Origin of the sequence: Paenibacillus sp. V4I5 (assembly GCF_030817255.1) — a bacterium.
GTDB lineage: Bacteria > Bacillota > Bacilli > Paenibacillales > NBRC-103111 > Paenibacillus_E.
This window is the reverse complement of record NZ_JAUSZB010000002.1, coordinates 4,423,244-4,440,057: the sequence shown is the minus strand read 5'-3', so window position 1 is coordinate 4,440,057 and position 16,814 is coordinate 4,423,244. Positions and strand designations below refer to the sequence as shown.

Annotated in this window: 14 protein-coding genes; 12 read left to right on the top strand and 2 right to left on the bottom strand. The window is 42.7% G+C overall.

The genetic code is table 11. From position 1 onward, the window contains the following. The first annotated feature begins 319 nt into the window (after positions 1 to 319). Genes QFZ78_RS22215 through QFZ78_RS22195 form a run of 5 tightly spaced genes read left to right on the top strand, consistent with a single transcriptional unit; the run spans position 320 to position 6,725 of the window. Entirely contained in the window at positions 320 to 1,042 is a 723-nt protein-coding gene (locus tag QFZ78_RS22215) for a HEAT repeat domain-containing protein (RefSeq protein WP_307550776.1), read from the top strand. Then, positions 1,035 to 2,480 (top strand): glycosyltransferase family 2 protein, encoded by a 1,446-nt coding sequence (locus tag QFZ78_RS22210; protein ID WP_307550774.1) that lies wholly within the window; start codon positions 1,035 to 1,037, stop codon positions 2,478 to 2,480. The genes QFZ78_RS22215 and QFZ78_RS22210 overlap by 8 nt, the downstream gene beginning before the upstream one ends. 56 nt (positions 2,481 to 2,536) lie before the next feature. After that, entirely contained in the window at positions 2,537 to 4,879 is a 2,343-nt protein-coding gene (locus tag QFZ78_RS22205; protein WP_307550772.1) for a hypothetical protein, read from the top strand. 40 nt (positions 4,880 to 4,919) lie between these two features. Continuing rightward, complete coding sequence (locus tag QFZ78_RS22200) at positions 4,920 to 5,663, top strand: hypothetical protein (protein ID WP_307550770.1); 744 nt, start codon at positions 4,920 to 4,922, stop codon at positions 5,661 to 5,663. 57 nt (positions 5,664 to 5,720) lie between these two features. Beyond that, positions 5,721 to 6,725 (top strand): hypothetical protein, encoded by a 1,005-nt coding sequence (locus tag QFZ78_RS22195; protein WP_307550768.1) that lies wholly within the window; start codon positions 5,721 to 5,723, stop codon positions 6,723 to 6,725. A 305-nt stretch (positions 6,726 to 7,030) separates the two neighbouring features. Here QFZ78_RS22195 and QFZ78_RS22190 read toward each other — a convergent pair whose 3' ends face one another. Next, on the bottom strand, positions 7,031 to 8,431 hold the full coding sequence (locus tag QFZ78_RS22190) for a DUF4832 domain-containing protein (protein ID WP_307550765.1): 1,401 nt from the start codon (positions 8,429 to 8,431) through the stop codon (positions 7,031 to 7,033). Positions 8,432 to 8,532: 101 nt separating this feature from the next. Between QFZ78_RS22190 and QFZ78_RS22185 the strand changes: the two genes are divergently transcribed. Continuing rightward, positions 8,533 to 8,871: a hypothetical protein gene (locus QFZ78_RS22185; RefSeq protein ID WP_307550763.1), complete on the top strand. Its 339-nt coding sequence runs from the start codon at positions 8,533 to 8,535 to the stop codon at positions 8,869 to 8,871. Positions 8,872 to 8,943: 72 nt separating this feature from the next. On the opposite strand, the gene QFZ78_RS22180 is transcribed toward QFZ78_RS22185, so the two are convergent. Continuing rightward, positions 8,944 to 9,933, bottom strand: a complete 990-nt coding sequence (locus QFZ78_RS22180; RefSeq protein ID WP_307550761.1) for a copper amine oxidase N-terminal domain-containing protein — start codon at positions 9,931 to 9,933, stop codon at positions 8,944 to 8,946. Positions 9,934 to 10,375: 442 nt separating this feature from the next. Between QFZ78_RS22180 and QFZ78_RS22175 the strand changes: the two genes are divergently transcribed. The 6 genes from QFZ78_RS22175 (at position 10,376) to QFZ78_RS22150 (ending at position 16,778) form a co-directional block, all read left to right on the top strand. Beyond that, positions 10,376 to 11,380 carry an asparaginase gene (locus QFZ78_RS22175; protein ID WP_307550759.1) on the top strand — a complete coding sequence of 335 codons (1,005 nt, stop codon included), beginning with the start codon at positions 10,376 to 10,378 and terminating at the stop codon, positions 11,378 to 11,380. Positions 11,381 to 11,469: 89 nt separating this feature from the next. Next, a complete protein-coding gene (locus tag QFZ78_RS22170; RefSeq protein WP_307550757.1) occupies positions 11,470 to 12,819 on the top strand; it encodes an ABC transporter substrate-binding protein in 1,350 nt (449 codons plus the stop codon). Between the two features lie 79 nt (positions 12,820 to 12,898). Beyond that, positions 12,899 to 13,792, top strand: a complete 894-nt coding sequence (locus tag QFZ78_RS22165) for a carbohydrate ABC transporter permease (protein ID WP_307550756.1) — start codon at positions 12,899 to 12,901, stop codon at positions 13,790 to 13,792. Further along, positions 13,792 to 14,631, top strand: a complete 840-nt coding sequence (locus QFZ78_RS22160; RefSeq protein ID WP_307550755.1) for a carbohydrate ABC transporter permease — start codon at positions 13,792 to 13,794, stop codon at positions 14,629 to 14,631. Before QFZ78_RS22165 ends, QFZ78_RS22160 begins: the two co-directional genes overlap by 1 nt. 212 nt (positions 14,632 to 14,843) lie before the next feature. After that, positions 14,844 to 15,545: a copper homeostasis protein CutC gene (locus tag QFZ78_RS22155; RefSeq protein ID WP_307550752.1), complete on the top strand. Its 702-nt coding sequence runs from the start codon at positions 14,844 to 14,846 to the stop codon at positions 15,543 to 15,545. A 66-nt stretch (positions 15,546 to 15,611) separates the two neighbouring features. Continuing rightward, complete coding sequence (locus QFZ78_RS22150; protein ID WP_307550750.1) at positions 15,612 to 16,778, top strand: ROK family transcriptional regulator; 1,167 nt, start codon at positions 15,612 to 15,614, stop codon at positions 16,776 to 16,778. The last annotated feature ends 36 nt before the right edge of the window (positions 16,779 to 16,814 follow it).

Sequence of the window (16,814 nt, the reverse complement as noted above, 5' to 3'; positions counted from 1 at the left end):
GCTATGCTTTGTTTATATATATTTGGTTTTGAGAAAAATAAGGACCAACCTGTTTCAGAAACGGAAAAAGGCATGGCTGGAACAGATCATGAACGAGCTTCAAGGATACTTTGTCGCTGGGAAGAGGAATTATTCCTTAATAAGCCGTCGGTGTCGCCCAATTGAACTTTATCAGTTTGAAGCCCTTGAAGACTTTTTCGGCGATTTTCTGAGTAATTTCAAAATCGAGCCTAGTTTTAATCCGGTAAAACCGTTTGTCGAGGAATATTTTGTTCCGTGGTACAGAAAAAGGCTTTTTCATTCCAAATGGAGTACCCGAATGAATACGCTGTATTTTATCGATCTTTTAAAGATTGATAGGATGCAGGACGATTTATTGAAGCTGTTAGAGAGCAAGAAGTGTTCATCGGAAGAGAGATATCAGATTTATCTCCTTTTGGCCGATTTCGGATACATCCATCTTCAGGACCTGTTTAAGGAATCGAAGGGGCTTCCTCCTTTTCTGTTAAACGAGATGATTAGCCTGGTTATTACTACAGATAATTTTGAGAGCTATGTAGATATTTTCTATGATCTCCCTTATGAATGGCAGTTAAGTATGTTAGACGTATTTAGAGATAAAAATTTCCGCTCGTTGAAACTTCAAGAATTGCTGGAAAGCTTGTTAAATGCAACCGATCAGGAGAAGAGGGTGCGGGCATCCAAAACAATTGCGAGCCTTGGTTATATTAGCTCTCCTGACGTAATTACGCAGATTATTGATGAGCAGTCCCAAATGGAAGAATGGCAGAGCCCGCAGTACACGGGGGAAAAACTGATGTATGTCAGGCTCATGGGAAATATAAAAACAGAACGTTTTTTGCAGTACCTAGAGCTGTTCATCAGCGATGGAAGTTATGTCATAAGATCAGAGGCTGCCAAATCCATTCGAAAATACAAGAATGGAAGGGATATCCTTCACTCTATTAACACGAGACACCCTGACAGTTATGCCAGAAACATTGCTAAGGAATGGTTAGAGAGGAGCATGGATTATGAATAATTATTGGGATCTTGCTGTTTTTCTCTTCCGGATCGTGAATCAAGTAATCTTTTTTTATCTTGTATTCGTTTGTTTTTTTTATTTTATCCTTTTCTTTCTAGCTTTCAATCGGTTAAAGCGAGAACGTGGCCTTCATAATGTAGAGCCTTATAAGAAAGTCAAAAAATCTGCGTTCACTCCTCCCTTATCAGTTCTGGTTCCGGCTTACAATGAGGAGATTGGAATTATCGGTACTGTACTATCACTAGTCACAGGAAGCGGACGATTGGACTATCCCGAATATGAGGTCATCGTGGTCAATGATGGATCTAAGGACCAAACTATGCAAAAAATGATTGAACGGTTTAAAATGGTACCCTTGAAAGATAAAGTATTTCAAAAACGCAACGGAATCGAAACCAAACCGATCAAAGCGGTCTATAAGTCGGAAATTTATCCTCAATTATTGCTTGTTGACAAAGCAAATGGTGGAAAATCGGATGCATTGAACGCGGGCATTAATCTTTCTAAATATCCGTATTTTGCTTCTATTGACGGAGATACCATATTGGAACCGGATTCTTTCCTCAAGATTATGAAGCCGATCATAGAAAATACCGAACAGGAAATTCTCGCTGCGGGAGGCAATGTGCTGATTGCGAACGGAAGCACGATCGTTCATGGGCAGATGAAGGAAATGAGGCTTTCCAGGAATCCTTGGGTCATTATGCAAACAATCGAATATATGCGCGCTTTCCTTATGGGGAGAATCGGATTGAGCAAAAATAATCTCCTTCTCATCATTTCCGGCGCATTCGGGGTATTCAAAACAGCAAGAGTCATTCAAGCGGGTGGCTATAAGCTGGGAACAATTGGCGAGGATATGGAGCTTGTTATTCGTCTTCACAGAATGAACATCGAGAATAAATGGGGAGCCAAAATTGAATACGTCGCGGATCCAGTGTGTTATACCGAAGTGCCTGAGGAAATAAAAATATTGAGGAACCAGCGGGTAAGGTGGCACCGGGGGTTATTCGAAAGCTTGTGGACTCATCGAAAAATGGCTCTGAATCCAAAGTATGGGAGGATCGGATTAATCGCTATTCCGTATTTCCTTTTTGTTGAATTATTTGGTCCTCTCATTGAAATGATAGGTTATCTTGTCGTATTGATCGGTTGGATCTTGGGGGAAGTCAATATTCAATATTCGTTGGCTTTACTTCTGTTCATGGTTATGTACGGGTCTTTCCTGTCCATGGGCTCCGTGCTTCTTGAGGAATGGAGGCTAGGAAAACATAAGCGGGTATCCGAACTCAATTGCTTATTTTTCTTTGCTTTGTCGGAGGCGTTTTGGTATCGGCCGATTATGACATATTGGCGGGTAAAAGCACTCATGTCAGCGATAATGGGAAAAAAACAGGGTTGGGGCGAGATGAAGCGAAAGGGCGTTTCATCATAGGTATCTGGACTTGTTGAATGATCGAAAGAGAAAAGAAAGTAGGGGAAAGTTTAGGTATGGGGTTGTTTAAAGGAAAAAATGCACTGGTAGTCATTATGTTGGTTCTTGTTCTGGGGGTTCTTGCTTATATTGTGCTGCGAGGAGATAAATATGCAGGACCAATAGCACCTGAAACATCAGTTCAGCCAGTATCGACGATAACACCAGTAACCATAGATGGAGTTAAAGTTCCCGCTAAAGTTGGGGGTTCCTACATACAGATTAACCATAATGGCGAGTGGCAGGATATGATGATTAAAGGTGTGAATTTAGGGGCTACCAAACCGGGATTATTCCCTGGGGAAATGGGGATTGCCAAGGCTGATTACTTGCGATGGTTCAAACAAATGGGGGATATGAATGTAAATTCCATAAGGATTTACACCTTGCATCCACCAGCATTTTACGAGGCTTTGCTAGAGTACAATTCGAAAGCGAACCAGCCCATTTATTTGTTTCATGGCATATGGGTCGATGAAGAGGATATGGTTGCGTCGAAGGATGTATTTATCGGAAATACAGCGGATGACTTTAAGAAAGACATGCAGAATATAGTGGATGTCATTCATGGACAAATCAATCTGCCTGAACGGGCGGGGCATGCCGCCGGTGCATACAAAGCCGATGTCTCCCCTTATGTCGTAGGCTGGATCTTGGGTGTTGAGTGGGACCCGACAGTAGTGGACTCTACCAACAACAAGCATAAGGGAATGGAGAATTATAACGGACGATTTTTTCGGACAGAAAACGCACAACCTTTTGAGATCTGGCTCGCGGATAAAATGGAATCAATCGCCGTGTATGAATCGGATCGTTATCAGTGGCAAAGACCAATCAGCTTCACCAATTGGGTAACAACCGATCTGATGCAACACCCCACGGAACCTAGTGAAACGGAAGATACGGCTGTCATAAACCCGAATCTCATTAAAGAAAATCCAAGCTATAAAGGGGGATATTTCGCTTCCTATCACGTTTATCCTTATTATCCTGATTTTCTCAATTATGAGCCTAAATATACCAATTACATCGATTTTCGCGGTGAGAAGAATAATTATTCCGGTTATTTAAACGATCTGAAACAAAATCACCAAATACCTGTTTTAATCGCAGAATTTGGAGTACCCTCTTCCCGGGGGATGGCCCACCGAAATGTAGCCGGTTGGAATCAGGGGAATCTTGATGAAACGGAACAAGGAAATATCGATGCGAGACTTTTTGAGGATATAAATCACGAAGGTTTGGCCGGTGGATTGCTCTTCAGTTGGCAGAATGAATGGTTTAAGCGAACATGGAATACGCAAGAACTGGATAATAGCGACCGTCGTCCATTCTGGTCTAATATGCAAACCGGAGAGCAGCATTTTGGACTGCTAAGTTTTGAACCGGGTCCAGTTGATAAGTCGATTTATGTGGATGGTGAGACTAGCGACTGGGACTCCAAGAAAATAAATCCGATCCAATTAAATGGCTCTTCCGCTAGTTCAACTAATAATCAAGTCGATGGGCAAGCGTCCCTAAAGAAATTTTATGTCACAAGCGACGAAGGATATGTTTATTTCCGTTTGGATTTCAATAGAACTGAACAGCCGTTAGATTGGTCACAAATAAATACGATGCTGCTGCTCAGTACAATTCCAAACCAAGGGCAGCACCGTGTTCCGGGAGATTCAGATCTCACGATGGAAGAGGGTATAGATTTCGTGATTGATCTGAAGGGGGATAAAACTTCAAGAATTTGGGTAGACAGCTACTATGATACGAATTATTTTACCTATGGGCATACGCTAGGTATGATGCCTAAGCTGGACTATCCCAAGAATAAGGGTAATGGCATTTTCCATACCATGCAGCTGGTCTTAAACAAACCGCTGACGATCCCCAATGTAAACGGGAAGTCCATTGTATTGCCGTTGGAAAGCTATGAAACTGGGTTATTACGTTCAGGGGATGGAAATCCGAATCATCCGAACTTTAATTCGTTAACGGATGTGTCTCTGAATGCCAAGGATCATGTGTTAGAATTACGAATTCCATGGCAATTGCTTAATTTTAGAGACCCAAGCAAACACGAGACTATCGGGGACATCTGGGGTAAAGGACTAGGTGCTTCGGAAATTATAAAAGAAATCAAGATGGCGGTAGTTACCTATAAACAAGATAGGACGCAACAAAAAGAAAGTCTTGGAAGTGGAGCATCTGTCTATACATATCCACAAGTAAGCGATAGTAAGATCAGTTCCTCCGATATGTATCGTTATCAATGGGCAGACTGGGATATCCCGCAATATCATGAGAGATTAAAGAAATCGTACTATATTATGAAAGACCTTTTTGGGAGAATCTCTATAAACCATTAGTTTTGAATCAAGTATCTGAATGAGCAGGGAGGGAGAATGGTTGAAGCAATTGGCATTCAAGATCATGCTTCTTATTGGATGTTTCATGATCATGCTTCCGTCTCTCCCAACTCAAATAGTGAAAGGCAAGGCGGCGATTATTGGAGACAGGGAATCTGCAGCCAAGCAACAGGCGCTAAATTGGTTAAAGAAACAGTTTGACACTGAAGCTCAGCCAACTGAGGTAGCATTTAACCAAACCTATCTTGACGATTATGTCGGGAATGTTTTTGGGACGGTAGCTATAAATACTCTTCCTTATACAGAAGAAATGGATCCCTACGTTTCGACATCCGAAACATACAAACGGGGATATAAAGGAACGGTCAAGGGTCAATGGGGAGGACTATCGTCTGGTCAGATCAACAGCTACTCCATTGCTATTTTCGACAAAACAGACAGGGGGTATAAGATAGCCGCTGCCACTTTAAAAGAGAATGGAACCTGGGAAACGAGCGGCACCGTCACGTTTCGCGGAGAGCCTATTATTGCATTGATGCAAGGTGACCAGCAAATCATTTCCTACACAAAATCAGCCTCCAAAAAGAAAATAAAAGAGTATGAGGTTTGGATTTATTCGGTTACTGATATTCCATATCTTCAAACGAAAGTACCGATTTATGCGGATGGGACTTTTTCCACTCGGGATTCTGTCGAATTTCTCGGTATCGATCTATCCGGATTTTTTCCTCCAGTCAGGAAAGGACAGAAAGTAGCCAAAGTGGTTCGAGTTCATGATGGATAAGTGGTAGGAACTACCGATAATCCGGCATTTCCGCTGGTCAGATCCTATGATGTACCCATGAAAGATCCCATGTATACTTTCGGAATACACAGGCGTAGTTGGATTTATGACGATGCCTTGGCTGTCATTGCATTTACTTTGGGAGATGATCGGAAGCGGGCCTCAACCATATTGAATACACTTCAGCAATTGCAAAAGCCGGATGGTTCGCTAAACATGTCTTACGATACATATGTGGGTGAGACTGGCCCAATGATCAGAAGCGGTTCCTTGGCATGGGTCGGTTATTCAACGTTGGTGTATGAACAAAGGCTTGAGGATCCAAAGTATCGACAATTTGCAGTACACATAGCTGAATACTTACTCTCACTACAAGATAAGAAGACCGGCAGTATTCGCGGCGGTCCGGAAGTGAAGTGGTATTCCACGGAACATAACATCGATAGTTACTTTTTTATGAGGAAACTTGGTACTTTGACAGGAGATTCACGTTATATAACCGCAGCTAAAGAAATAGAAGAGGCTTTGTTAAAATATCATTGGAACGCGGACGAACAACGGTTTAATCAGGGGATCAACGATCCCGCAGGGGCTTTGGATACGAACTCTTGGGGAGGTATCTTTCTTGGTTCCATCGGGAGAAAAGATCTCCAGTTATCGGCAATAAAATATCTTGCAAAATTTAAAGTGGATGATGGAGAAATGGTGCTCAGTGATGATCGGAATCGGTTCAACATGACATATCAGACATCTTCTTCAATTTCAGGGTATAAACCTTATTTAGATGATGAATCTTATCCTGGTGCACCTTCTATCGTTTGGACGGAAGGAACATGGGGAGTCATCAATCTCTTCATGAGAGAAAGTGTAAATACGGATAATCTTCTACAATCGATGTTTACCTTGCAGGACGCTGATCCAAACGGCGGTTTGGTATATACGAATGAGGGGTATGCACCAGAACCGTATGAGTTTCATGCTTGGCCATCAGTTGCTGCTACGGCGTGGCAATTCATTACATTATTTGATCCTCATATCATCTGGGAATATGAGGATGAATAGAGCAGCCTTGCCTAGGTTATTACCTTGGGTGAGGCTGTTTCCTTTTTTTTAAAAATTCTACAAAAATGTAGTGCTAAATCAACTGCGAATGTTCAAACAAACACGTCTTGGGCGGCGAACCTTGCTTTGCATCCAACGCGCGCGAATCCTGAGCGCGCAAGATAGCACCGCATGGGGACGTTCAAACCCGACATTACCTTGCAACCACTCTCGTTCAGGGGCAGCGTAGCCATTTTATGCGCATTTATGAAATCCTTTGCAAACAGAATCCGATACAGTTTGCTGATTATTTTCTATGAATGCAATTAATCAAGTACCCTGACTGTTCCAAGCGAATAACGGCCGTCACTTCTCCTGCCGTCGTTAGCGAAGTCCACTTCCGGTTTGCCAGTTTGCGGGTTGAGGATCGCAGCGTTGACCTTATAGTTTCCAGGCGCAAGGTTCGTAGGAATTGGCAATGTGCCTGATACCTCTTTTTCTCCTGGAAGCCATTCGCGAATATCTATTGCTGATCGCATTTGGGAGACGATGGCTCCCTGTTCATCAGTTAGTGATAGCTCCAAGGGCCAAGCAAAGTAAAAGGGGGCTACCCCTCTGTTGATCATGGTAAGTTTGATATGCAGCGAGTTTCCCGCATGAATTTCCTTTTCGTGAGACTCCTTTGCAATAACAAACCGATAACCAATGGTTTTCAAAAATCGGTCAATATTCGACTGAAGGCTGCCGCCGGGTGGCTCTTGAGAAGGAGCGCTGGGACCGAGCCAGCTTACATGAGTCAGCTTCGACTGTAACAGGGTTTCCTCAATATGAGCGTCATTGAAGTAGTTTCCACCAGACGCAAACTCTCCGCCGCTGGGCGCCGATTTCCAGAAGTCCGGCATGGCCGGCTGATTATTTTGAGTAAGCCAAGACTTATAGCCGTAGGTATACCATTTCAGGAATTCGTCTATCGTTGAGCTATGTGAGCCGAAAGTGTCATTAAATAAACCAAGCCCGTTGTTCAATGCAATTTCATGAGGTCTTCTCATCATCAAACGTTTTTGTTTGAAATTTTGCAAATAATGCTCAACATATTGATCAGTAACTTCTTCTTTAGGAAATTCGATTGGTGAGTTTCCTTCATTGTTGGTATGCCACTCGCCCCAGTGTCCTACGCTGCCTAGCTCGATAAAGGCAATTTGGGGATCATTATTGTATCGATTACCTAATGCTTGGATCAGGCGCTCGTGATTTTTGATCAGAACAAGATCATTATAGTCGGGACTAAATCCCTTCCCGTAGTCAGAATCGTACTGAACCCCCTTTTCGCCGATTTCTTTATATAGCCAGTCCGGAATATCTTTATGCGGTGTATGACTCGGATAATCGAGAACCACTCTGAGAATAAGGGATACTCCCTTGTCCTTCCATAATGCAAATTTAAACTTTTTTTCAATTGCATCAAATGCATACTTCCCTTTTTCTGGTTCCAGGTCAGCCCATGTCAAATTTGCATAAGCAAGCCGAAAGGGCTGCTTGGCTTCATTATATCTTGCATCTATGACAAACCCCATAAAAGGGTTATTCAGAACTTGATTCGTTTCCGCGGGAAAGTAAGATACTCGGTTTATAACTTCAGTTGCCATAAGTTTCCGGTAGCCGAATACGCAAAATATCCCCAGAATAAGGCTTATAGTAATGAGCACACGATGAAGACGGAAATGCATGAGATATACCTCCTCCATGATCTATCTTTGAAATATTATCAGACAGGGAATGACGTTACAATACAGATATTGGCAGCGCATCTGTACGATTCCGAACGGCGGTGAAAGATCCGCTGGATATTGTCTACATGTTCTGGGCGATTTCGGTTGGTATTGCGACTGGGGCGAAGCTCTACCCGGTTTCACTGCTAGGGTCTGTCGCTGTGGGGGCAGCTCTTCTATTCCTGTCCAGGTGCAAAATAAGAGAACAGCCCTACCTATTGATTATTCGTCATACAGACGAATCCATAGGAGAGCTGCGTACAAGGTTAAGACAAATGAACTATCAGGTGAAATCGAAAACGGTCCGTAAAAACTTCACGGAATTGACGCTAGAGATGCGTCTGCGGGATGATAATACGGCTTTTGTGAATGAGTTGTCTAGAATTGAAGGGGTGTAGGATGTGTCTCTTATTAACTATACTGGAGACTATGCACAATAACTATATATGGCCTCAGACTCGCATGTGTGTCTAGCTGATAATCTGGATGGTTCGAGTCGCATTCTCCCATATCACGGTCGCGCCAAGCGCTTCTCCAACGAAGCGAAGCGGTACGTACATGCTTCCCTGATAGAGGACCGGAGGAGCATCAAGTTGAATCTTCTTGCCGTTTAACAGTGCCTTCTCGCTATCCAGAGTCAGGCTGATGGTCCGACTTCCTTTTACGGCTGTTACCGTTTGAGTCTCCTGATTCCAGACTACCTTTGTATTCATTGCCTCGAAGATAGAACGAAGTGGAACGAATGTGTGATCGTTAATAATTTCTGGACGTTGTGGGAAAAAGCGCTCCTTGCCATCTATGATGAGGCGAGGGGCGTTTATTTTTTCGCGTACGGCAAGAACGCCGAGGCTTGGTGATGTGCAGAAAGCGTCTCCTGAGGGTGCAGCCTTACATACAAGCTGATTGTCCTGAGCTTGCAGAAGCAGCTTGTAGCGCTCTTTCCCGTTCCGGTCAAGCGAATACCAACTGCCGCTGTTATCTTGAAAATAGATATGCTCAGCCGCATCGTATTGAAGGGTACTTGGACGAATTTGGCTTGTCTCAGGAAGTGAGTAGGTCCAGAGTGCTTTTTGATCTTCGAGCAGGGTCAGGCTGCGCTCGGTTGCTTTCAAATTTAGCGAAATCTGTGGTACCCATGCCTCCGGGAGCTTAGCGCTTTGCTTAAACGGCAGCCGTTCTCCGCTTGGAAGGACAGATTTCCACTGACCATCGGACTGGTAATAGGCCGAGCTGTCATTAGCAATAAACAGCTTTTGAGGAGAAGAGTCCTGCAATCGCCAAGCGACCTCAAATTGGTCTGCACCCTGAAGAGAGGCGTTAATAGGTTCAATGTTTGAACTAATTTGCATTTGCGATCGGAATTGCAGCAATTCTATATCTGGACTACGGGTTTCTGAAGAGGAGTCAGCCCCTAGCAGGAAAATGATAGGTAGGGAAGCAATAAAGGGAATCCACCGCATGTTCTCATCCTCTTCGAAGTAAATTGAAACGGCGGCAAAAGGTTACGCCGGATTTCTACTTCTAATATAGCAAGAATCCTAGTTGATTTAAATCAATATTACAAACTAGGTCTACTCTTATTAATACTAGAGTTAACTTAGTTAACATGAGTTGATTTTTTAATTGTCTCATATTCTGTAAAACTTCACTACGAAAGCGCTACCTGTTAGTTAACATAACAAAAAAATAAAAAATGTTTGACAATAGATTGGGTGAGTTGTTAATATTTAATTATTAACATCACTGGAATAAATAAAAGATAAATATCATACTATTAATCAATTATTTCTGTAAATTTGTTTATTTCATTGTTTTTATTCAATATTTAATAACATCATTGGAATAATTAGCCTCGCAACAACAGTAAACTATGAAATTAAACGCAAAAGAGGGGAAGACAAAATGGATAAAACATTAGTTGAAGAGTATCGTGGAGGTGCGTTGGAATGCGTGCATAGCGGGCATATTTGCGGAGTCTCCATCTCGGGTGCAGTTAAGTATGCAGTCGGGGATGTAGAATCATTAACATATTTAAGGTCATCCGGAAAACCGTTTCAAGCTATTCCTGTCATTAAGCATGGCGCGGATAGAAGGTTTGGCCTATCTGATAAAGAAACGGCTATTATGATCGGGTCCCATCGTGCGGAGACCTTCCATGTTGAAGCATTGGAATCCATGCTGACCAAAATTGGAGTGGGAGAGGAAGCACTTGTCTGTCATCCCACTTATCCCTTAAGTGTACCTGCTTCAGAAGCCATGCTTAGAGCACAGAAGCCTAAACGTTCGATTTATCATAATTGTTCTGGAAAACATCTTGGTATTCTTGCTTTGTGTAAAACAATGGGATATCCGACCGAAGGCTACTTTGAACCTGAACATCCTGCTCAGATCGAGATCGTGGACACGCTCGCTTACTTATCTGAATGTCCAAGAGAACACATCCACATAGGTACAGATGGTTGCGGTTTTCCGGTGTTCGCTATTCCTCTTAAGCATTTAGCAACTGCCTTCATGAAGCTGGCCTGTCCAGAGGTGATTGAAGATCTAGAAATTCGAGCCGCCGTCATCCGAATTACCGCTCTTATGAACGAGCATTACGAGATGATCGCCGGTTCAGATCGAATCTGCTCCAGCTTACTTATGGATCCCAATATTGTCGCTAAGGGCGGAGCTAAAGGTGTGTACTGCTTTGGATTGAAAAAAGAACAGCTAGGTTTCGCGCTTAAAGTGATGGATGGTTCTGAGGATGAGTGGCCCCTCATTACGGCATCCATCCTTGAACAGATTGGTTATAGTAACCAAGAGACGATTGACCGTATGTATCAACTCACGCCAACGGACATGATTAACGACAATCGTAAGATTATCGGAACGAACAAAGCAGTGTTTACCTTAGAAACCATATAGAAACCCAGGCTTAGTTACTAAATTATGTTGAGGAAACGATCTTCAGCAAGATTTTATAACATAGATCAAATTACAGGAGGGGTTATAAAATGAAGAAAAAAGCTACGATTCTAGCCTTATGCACCAGTCTTGTACTTACTTTTGCCTTAGCAGGATGTTCTACAAATGGCGGGCAGAATGATGCGGCAAAAGCCACTGGAGCCGCAGGAGCCAAAGAAGCCACAGGCAAGAAAGCGAAAATCTCGTATCTCGATCCGCTTCCAAGCCCGGAAAGAACAGCGCTTATGCAGGGGCTTCTGAAGCAATTTCAAGAGAAAAACCCGAATATTGAAGTTGAATATACGTCTGTCCCTTGGGATGATGCGAATAAGAAATGGATGACCATGGGTGCAGCTGGGATTCTTCCCGACGTATTGAGTATTGATGATACTTCCTTAGTCGCCATGGCTTCAGCTGGGTATATCGAGAACCTGCAGCCCTTTTATGACAAATGGGATCAATTAAATAATTTGACGGAAGCAACCAAACAAGCGAGAAACAAATTCAAAGGGAATGTCTATGCGATTCCAGATGGATTCTTGCTGCAGGGCTTATTTATCAGAAGCGATTGGTTTAAAGAACTGAATATGCCCGAGACCATTGCGACATGGGATGATTACTTTAATTTAGCGCAAAAATTCACAGACTCTGCGAAAAACAGATACGGTATTTCCTTTAGGGGAGGAGCCAACGGCGTTATTCGAGCAATGGAATATGTCATGGCGGCGGTCCACTCTGACAGTTGGTTTGATAAGGATGGCAAATCGATTTTGTATAAACCTGAAGGCGCTGCGGCCTTTAAGAAATTTTATGATGTTTACTTAAACGGAAATGCTCCTAAAGAGTCTGTCAATTGGGGCTTCAACGAAATGGTTCAAGGATTCTTAAACGGTCAAACTGCTATTTTAAATCAAACGCCTGAAGTCATTATTACAGCTCAGAAAAATATGAAAGAAGGCACATGGAATGTAGTTCCAATGCCAAAAGCCGATGACGGAAAACGTTATATTTTCTGGGGTTACACAGCCGCTTACGCGATGTCTTCCAAATCACAAAATAAAGAGGCTTCCTGGAAGCTTATCGAATTCTTAAGCTCTCCTGAGAATAACCTAGCGTACAGCATTAAAAACTCTACGATTCCTATTTACAAAGAAAACCTGAAAGATCCGTTCTTCAGCAAAGGTCCTATTGCTGGGTATGCTGGTTCCATGGCGGATTCCAACATTGTGTTTGCAGGCCCTCCGAGCCATTTAACGAAGCTTGGTCAATTCACGGGAACGTTCGCAGTAGAAGAGACGCAAAAATATTTGACAAAAGCGCAATCGCTCGAAGATACTGTTAAGCATCTTGCAGATTTTCTAACAAAAGAACAACAAGCTTATATGAAAGAAAATCCATAAAAAAGAAAGCAGATAACCGGGGACACGAATGAATCCCCGGTTATCTATTCTAAGTATTGAAAAGGCGGGGAGAGAAAGCATGCTAAAAGCAATTCGATGGAAATCATTCGAGCCCTATTTATTAATCACTCCTGCTGTTCTAATTATTCTAGCTTTTTTTGCTTATCCGTTACTATCAGGACTTAAGCTTGCTTTTATGCATTATGTCTTATTTGAACCGGGTAATATCCACTTTTCAGGTTTTGAAAATTTTAGATCTTTGCTGATAGATAAGAATCTCCCTCAAATATTAGGCAATTCGTTACTTTGGGTCATCTTAACGGTAGGTTTGCAATTCATTCTTGGATTTATTTTGGCACTAGCGCTAAATAAACAGTTTAAAGGGAAAAATATCTACCAATCTATTGTTTTCCTGCCTTGGGCTGTGTCTGCTTTTCTAATCGGGATGATTTTTAAATGGTTGTTTAATGAACAGAATGGGCTTATTAATTACTTATTGGTGAACCTCGGAATTCTGGAAAAAGGCATCCCCTTTTTGGCTATTCCACATGTCTCTATTTTCCCAGTCATCGCTGCGATGGTTTGGTATGGAGTGCCTTTTTTCGGGATTATGATTCTTGCTGCTCTACAAAATGTACCTAAAGACATCTATGAATCTGCTGATATGGATGGGGCAGGCCGAATGACCAAACTGTTTCGGGTTACGATTCCTTATATCAAACCGACGATTATTATTACATTGCTGCTTCGAGTGATTTGGGTATTCAATTCAGCCGATTTGATCTACATCATGACCAATGGGGGTCCAGCGAATACTTCCCATAACTTGCCTTCCTATATATTTAATAAAATCTTTTATACGACGGACTACGGGCAAGCCTCCGCTTTAGGAATTATGATGCTAGTGATACTTATTCTTTATACGTTAATTTTCTTGAAAACGACTAAATATGATGATGCAGGTGATTTCTAATGATCTCCTATGTTCGGAATGTAACCCCGACGGTTTCTCGAGTCATTACGTTAACATTGTTCCTAATCGGTGCTTTGTTTCCTTTTTATTGGATGCTAGTTACTTCTTTAAAAGATAGACAGGAAATTTATAGCGGGAAGCTAACGCTTTGGCCCCAAAATTTAACTTTTTCGAACTATATAGACACTTTCCAGAATTCTAACTTTCCGCTGTATTTTATGAATAGCTTTATTGTGAGTATGAGTAGCTCTATTCTTGTGTTGTTTGTATCCATTCTAGGTGGCTATAGTATGGCCAGATATTCATTTCGAGGCAAGAAGTTATTTCTAATTTCCTTTTTGGCTACTCAGATGATTCCTGTGATGGTCATTTTAGTTCCACTCTTCATTACTTTCAGTCAGTTACACTTGTTAAATAAGCTGCCTTCGTTGATCATTACCTATACGGCTATGAACATTCCTTTTTGTTTACTGACGATGTCCAGTTTCTTTCAGAGAATTCCCGTATCTCTCGAGGAAGCGGCTCTTATTGACGGGTGTAATAAATTTCAAACGATGACCAAAATTATTCTGCCTATTATGCGGCCGGGAATTGTTGCTACCCTTGTATTCGCATTTACTGGAGCATGGAACGATTTGTTTTTCGGAGTTATGTTTACGAATAGTGAAAGCACCAAAACAGTCCCTGTAGGACTAAGCAGCTTTGTGCAAAAATTTGATATTAACTGGGGACAAATGAGCGCAGCGGGTATTTTATCCTTGATTCCGGTTGTGATTATGTTCGCTTTTGCTCAAAAATACATTGTATCAGGTCTTACAGAGGGTGCAGTCAAAGGATAACGACTTCAATTGGTGAAGCGGAGAGACTTTGAGCTACGCTCAAAGATCCCTAAGCGGAGAGACTTTGAGCTACGCTCAAAGATCCCTAAGCGGAGAGACTTTGAGCTACGCTCAAAGATCCCTAAGCGGAGAGACTTTGAGCTACGCTCAAAGATCCCTAAGTGGAGAGACTTTGAGCTACGCTCAAAGATCCCTATATTAGGAGGAGAATCATGCTGCTGGAAGTTATTGCAACTACGGTAAGGGATGCTTTATTGGCCGAACAGAGCGGTGCGGATCGTATCGAACTCATAACTGGGATTCTAGAGGGTGGGTTAACGCCTAGCTATGGCTTAATTGACGAGGTTATGCATAGCACGATCATCCCTGTTCAAGTGATGATTCGCCCGCATAGCCAATCTTTTTGCTATGACCAGAGAGATCTGGGCGTGATGATGAAAGATATACAGACAGTGAAACGGATTGGGGCTCATGGCGTTGTGCTTGGGGCGCTTACCCCAGACCGTAGGATTGATCACGAGACGCTGCGCCGATTGTTAGATGAGGCGGAAGGATTATCCGTGACTTTTCATCGTGCATTTGACGAAGTAAGCAACCTGGAGAAAGCTTTAGAGGAACTTCTATCTTATAGCCAAATTGATCGGGTGCTTACATCTGGAGGAAAGCCAAACGTGCTTGATGCGCAAGAAGAGATAAGCCGGCTTGTTAAACAAACGGAACATTCGCACCTGCAAATTTTAGCCGGAAGTGGATTGACGGTAAGTGCAATTCCCTCCTTCCTTCAATCGACTGGTGTTAAAGAGATTCATTTCGGCAGAGGGGTACGGGTGGATCATAATCCGTTAAATGAGATCGATATAGAAAAAATTAAAGATATAAAAAATATAGGTAGGGATCATGTTGCTAATGGTTGACTGCGGTGTATAGGATGGTTAACATTAGATTTATTAACATGGGTGGAATAAAGAAGAGGAATCCAAATGAAAAAAATTGAGAAGCATGACCAAGATGTTATCAGACTGCACAATAAGCAGATGATTTTGGAAATTATTAAAAAGAGTCGGCCCATCTCCCGTGCGGAAATCACCAAAATCACCAAGTTGAGTCCAACTTCCGTCGGGCGTATCGTAGGTGAGTTATGTGAACAAGGATTGGTGAGGGAAACTGCGTTAACCTCGGTAGGCGTTGGACGTAAGGCGATTATGTTAGATATCGATCCCCAGGCGGTTTATACAATTGGGGTGGACATCGGTAAAAAGGCGATTAAGTTCGGAGTCATGGAGTTCAGCGGCGAACTTCTCCATGAGGAGCGAGTTGAGCATATCGCTTTGCAAACAACCCCTGAAGCTACGGCCGCCATCATCTCCGAGACAATCAAATTGATTATTGCGCATAAAAATTTGGACAAGTCGAAAATCATTGGCATCGGCATCGGCGTGCCTGGTGTGATCGACCATGAACGGGGAATCGTCCAATACTCGTCGACATTGGGTTGGAGAAATATCCCTTTGGCCCAGTTCATCCAGGACAAGCTGCACATTCTTACGGTCATTGACAATGACTTGAAAGTGAAAATCCTTGCTGAGTATTTATTAGGATCCGCCCGCGGATCGAGAAAGACGGCATTGATTGAATTGGGCACCGGCGTCGGTTCATCTTTGATTATAGATGGCGACATTTTTCGTGGGGGTTCGAACAGTGCCGGGGAGTTAGGACATACCACGCTGGATCCGAATGGCAACATGTGCGAATGTGGCAAAAGAGGATGTCTGCAAACGTATATCGACGAATCGGCCATTCTGCATGAAGCAAACCGAATCAAGGAGACCGCCGATATCCAGCAGTTGTTTGCTGCTGCACAAAACGAAGAGAACTGGGCCCAAGATATTATTTCCAGAACTTCGCTTTACATTGGTATAACCATTAACAATATCGTCTGCATGTACAATCCCGATGCCGTCATTCTGTGTGGTGATTTGGTGGAAAATTACAGTGAGATTGTGCCTTTAATCGAAGAGCAGTGCGGGCAGGTGGTGTGGGAACCTTTTCGTGACACGTTTAAAATCCTGACTTCCGAATTGAAGAGCAAATCGATCGTGGTAGGCGCAGCCATGTTAGTAATGAATAACTACGTCGATAAATCTTGAGTTAAAAAAAAGCGTTACGGACGTTTGAGGCGGCAA